Annotated in this window: 3 protein-coding genes; all 3 read left to right on the top strand. The window is 73.5% G+C overall.

What is annotated here, in order from left to right; genetic code table 11:
• Positions 1-657: PsbP-related protein (locus KS423_RS39135; protein WP_224284493.1), on the top strand; the 657-nt coding region annotated here is incomplete at its 5' end.
• Positions 658-758: 101 nt separating this feature from the next.
• Positions 759-2,390 (top strand): succinic semialdehyde dehydrogenase, encoded by a 1,632-nt coding sequence (locus KS423_RS39130; protein WP_224284492.1) that lies wholly within the window; start codon positions 759-761, stop codon positions 2,388-2,390.
• A 90-nt stretch (positions 2,391-2,480) separates the two neighbouring features.
• Entirely contained in the window at positions 2,481-4,286 is a 1,806-nt protein-coding gene (locus tag KS423_RS39125; protein WP_224284491.1) for a GMC oxidoreductase, read from the top strand.
• The last annotated feature ends 266 nt before the right edge of the window (positions 4,287-4,552 follow it).

The following is a 4,552-nucleotide window of genomic DNA, read 5'->3' as shown; positions in this document are numbered from 1 at the left end:
CCCGCGCGCGGACCGGCCAAGCGCCGCAACCTGCTGAAGATCGCCGGCATCGCGGTGGCCGTCGGCCTGCTGGCCGCCGCGGGCACCTTCCTCACCACCCGGCACGTGGTGGGCGGCGGCGCCGCCGACGACCCGACGCCGACGGCCGCCGAGTCCACCGGGCCCGAGCCCACCAGCGACGCCACCCCCGCGGTGGCGCCGCCCAGCGGCTACCACTGGGTCGACGACCCGGCCGGCTTCCGCTTCCCGCTGCCGAACGGGACCCCGCCCTGGCAGCGGATCAGCTCCGGGGACAACCAGATCTTCTACAGCCCCGACGGCAAGGTGCACTACCTGCAGTTCGCCGTCACCGTCGGCCAGTCGGTCAAGCCGCTGGAGCACATGCGGCAGATGGAGACCAGCCTTTCCAAGGCGCTCAAGGACTACAAGCAGCACCGGATGGCCAGCGCGGCGGTGAAGGGCCAGGAGGCGGCGGTCTGGGAGTTCAGCTACCTGGCCAAGGAGGGCGGCCGCCGGCGCGCGATCGAGACCGAGTTCATCAGCCAGGACGGCACCAGCTACGCGATCTACTCGTCCAGCCCGGAGAGGGGCAGCGAGTGGAACGAGGCCGAGCAGCGCTTCTACGCGGTGCTCAACAGCTTCACGCCGACCCGCTGACGGGCGCCGGCCAGGGGAGGGGCGCCCGCTTTCACCCGACTGCGGCAGATTTTTGTTACCGGCGGGTACCAGACCGGCCGCCGAACGCCTAGGCTGCGCGTATGTCGGACCTCACAGCAGATGCAGTGGCCACCGAACACTCCGGCGCCGGCAATCCGGCGGCCCCCGGTGGCGGCCGGACGGTCGCCGCGGCCGTCCCGCCGTCCCTGGTCGCCAGGCTCGCCGCCGGCGTCACCGCCACCGGCGAGCCCGACCTGGTGGAGACCGCCGCCCCGCTGACCGGCGAACGGCTGGCCAGCCTGCCGCAGTCCACCCCGGCCGACGTCGAGGTCGCCTTCCAGTTGGCCCGCCGCGCCCAGGCGGCCTGGGCCGCGCTGCCGGTGCGCCGCCGGGCCGCCGTCCTGCTGCGCTTCCACGACCTGCTGCTCAGGCGGCAGGACGAGGTACTGGACCTCATCCAGGCGGAGACCGGCAAGGCCCGGCTGCACGCCTTCGAGGAGGTACTGGCCGTCGCCATGGCCGCCCGGCACTACGGGCGGGCCGCGCACGGGTACCTCAAGGACAAGCGGCGCGGTGGCGCGCTGCCGGTGCTCACCCACGCCGTCGAGGCCCGCCGCCCCAAGGGCGTGATCGGCCACATCTCGCCGTGGAACTACCCGCTGGAGCTGTCCATCGGTGACGCCCTGCCCGCCTTCGTGGCCGGCAACGCGGTGGTCAACAAGCCCGACACCCAGACCGCGCTGACCGCGCTGTGGGCCCGCGAACTGCTGGTCGAGGCCGGGCTGCCGGCCGACCTGTGGCAGGTCGTGATCGGCGACGGCCCGGTGATCGGCCCCGCCGTGGTGGAGCACGCCGACTACGTCTCGTTCACCGGCTCCACCCGGACCGGCCGTGACGTCGCCCAGCGCGCCGCCGCCCGGCTGGTCGGCGCCTCGCTCGAACTCGGCGGCAAGAACGCCATGCTGGTGCTCGCCGACGCCGACCTCGACGCGGCCGCCGCGGGCGCCGTGCGGGCCTGCTTCTCCTCCGCCGGGCAGCTGTGCATCTCGATCGAGCGGCTGCTGGTGCACCGCTCGGTGGCCGACGAGTTCCTGGAGCGCTTCGCCGCCCGCACCCGGGCGCTGCGCCTCGGCGGGGGCCTCGCGTACGGCGCGGACATGGGCTCGCTGGTCTCCGTCCGCCAGCTGGAGACCACCACCCGGCACGTGGACGAGGCGGTCAAGGCGGGTGCCACCGTGGTGGCCGGCGGGCGTGCCCGGCCGGACCTCGGCCCGTTCTTCTTCGAGCCGACCATCCTCGACGGCGTCACCCCGGACATGGCGGTCTGCGCCGAGGAGACCTTCGGCCCGGTCGTCTCCCTCTACCGCTTCGACACCGACGAGGAGGCGGTGGCCGCCGCCAACTCCACGCCGTACGGCCTGAACTCCAGCGTCTGGACCAGGGACCTGCGGCGCGGCCGGACGGTCGCGGCCCGGCTGCGCACCGGCACGGTGAACGTCAACGAGGCCTACGCCGCCGCGTACGGCTCGGTCGGCTCGCCGATGGGCGGCATGGGCGACTCGGGGCTGGGCCGCCGGCACGGCGCCGAGGGCATCCTGCGCTTCACCGAGGCGCAGACCATCGCGACCCAGCGGCTGCTGCCGATCGCGCCCTCGTTCGGCCTGGACGACAAGCAGTTCGCCGCCGTGATGACCGGCGGGCTGCGGGCACTCAAGGCGCTGCGCTTCAAGTAGGCCTCGGCGGCACACCGGGCCCCGCACTTCCGGCGGGGCCCGGCTCGCGGTACCCACAGGCAGGTTCACCCGGCGAAGGAGCGGTGGCAGATGGTGCAGTCCGGCGGTGCGGCGGAGTTCGACTACGACGTGGTGGTGGTCGGGTCCGGCTTCGGCGGATCGGTCGCGGCCCTGCGGCTGACCGAGAAGGGCTACCGGGTCGCCGTCCTGGAGGCCGGCCGGCGCTTCGACCGGGACGAACTGCCCAGGAACTCCTGGGACCTGCCGAACTACCTGTGGGCGCCGCAGCTCGGGCTGTACGGAATTCAGCGCATCCACCTGCTGGCCAACGTGCTGATCCTGGCCGGCGCCGGGGTCGGCGGCGGCTCGCTGAACTACGCCAACACCCTGTACGTGCCGCCGAAGGCCTTCTTCGAGGACCGCCAGTGGCGCCACATCACCGACTGGCAGCAGGAGTTGGCGCCGTTCTACGACCAGGCGCAGCGGATGCTCGGGGTCCGGCTCAACCCGACCCTCACCCCCTCCGACGTCCACCTGAAGGCGGCCGCCGAGCGGATGGGCGTCGGCGACACCTTCCACATGGCGCCGGTCGGGGTCTTCTTCGGCGACGGCGGGGACACCGACGGCAGTGCCAAGGCGGCGCCCGGGGGCGAGGTGGCCGACCCGTACTTCGGCGGCGCCGGCCCGGTGCGCAAGGCCTGCGTGGAGTGCGGCGAGTGCATGACCGGCTGCCGGCACGGCGCCAAGAACATGCTCACCGAGAACTACCTCCACCTGGCCGAACGGGGCGGCGCGGAGATCCACCCGCTCACCACGGTGGCCCGGATCCGGGAGATCGGCGGGGCCGACGGGAATCGTGGCTACGCCGTGGACGTGCGCCGCACCGACGCGCGCTCGAAGACCGACCGGGTGAAGGCGGGTGCGCGGACCATCACCGCGGCCCGGGTGGTCGTCGCGGCCGGCACCTACGGCACCCAGTCGCTGCTGCACCGGATGCGGGACGGCGGCCACCTGCCCCGGATCTCGGAACGCCTGGGCGAGCTGACCCGCACCAACTCCGAGGCCCTGGTCGGCGCGCAGACCACCGACCGGCGCTACGGCACCAAGGCGGACTTCACCAAGGGCGTGGCGATCACCTCCTCGATCCACCCGGACGCCAACACCCACATCGAGCCGGTCCGCTACGGCAAGGGCTCCAACGCGATGGGCGCGCTGTCCATCGCCCAGGTCAGGGGTGGTGGAACGATCCCGCGCTGGCTGCGCTACCTGGGCAACTCGGCGCTCCACCCGGTGACCTTCGCCCGCTCGATGAACCAGCGCCGCTGGTCCGAGAAGACGATCATCGGCCTGGTTATGCAGTCGCTGGACAACTCGATCACCGTCTCGCTGAAGAAGGGCCCGCTCGGAAAGGCCCGGCTCACCTCCACCCAGGGCCACGGCGAGCCCAACCCGACCTGGATACCGGCCGCCGAGCAGGGCGCCCAGGCGCTGGCCGACGAGATCAACGGCTTCCCGGGCGGCACCGTCGGCGAGATCTTCGACATCCCGATGACGGCGCACTTCCTGGGCGGCTGTCCGATCGGCGACGCCCCCGAGACCGGCGTGGTGGACCCGTACCACCGGCTGTACGGCTACCCCGGGATCAGCGTGGTGGACGGTTCGGCCGTCTCCGCCAACCTGGGCGTCAACCCCTCGCTCACCATCACCGCGCAGGCCGAGCGCGCCATGTCGATGTGGCCGAACAAGGGCGAGGCGGACCCGCGCCCGGCCCAGGGGGAGGAGTACCGGCGGGTGGCGGCGGTGGCGCCGCTGAGGCCGGCCGTGCCCGAGGGCGCGTTCGGCGCGCTTCGGCTGCCGCTGCTGCCCGTCCCGGAGGTCCCGAAGAAGCGCGACTGAACCCGGCCCGGCGGGCCAATCCGCTTGCCCCGGTTCCCGGTTGACATCCGTTCGGGTCCGATGGGATAAACGGGCTCCCTGGGGCGGCCAGGGACTCGTCGAGCGGGGGGAACGCGGGCCATGGCCAACTGCGCAGCGTGCGGGGCGACTTCGGAGAAGGGGTCACCCGCCTGCGGGTCGTGCGGGCGGCCGTTCGCGCCCCCGGCCCCGCCGCCCGCCGTCCCGCCGCCTCCGCCGGGTGCGGCTCCGTCCGTCCCGCCGCCTCC

Source organism: Streptomyces sp. LS1784 (genome assembly GCF_020103755.1).
Taxonomy (GTDB): Bacteria; Actinomycetota; Actinomycetes; order Streptomycetales; family Streptomycetaceae; genus Kitasatospora.
The sequence above is the reverse complement of the archived record's forward strand: the minus strand, read 5'-3'. Positions and strand labels throughout refer to the sequence as shown.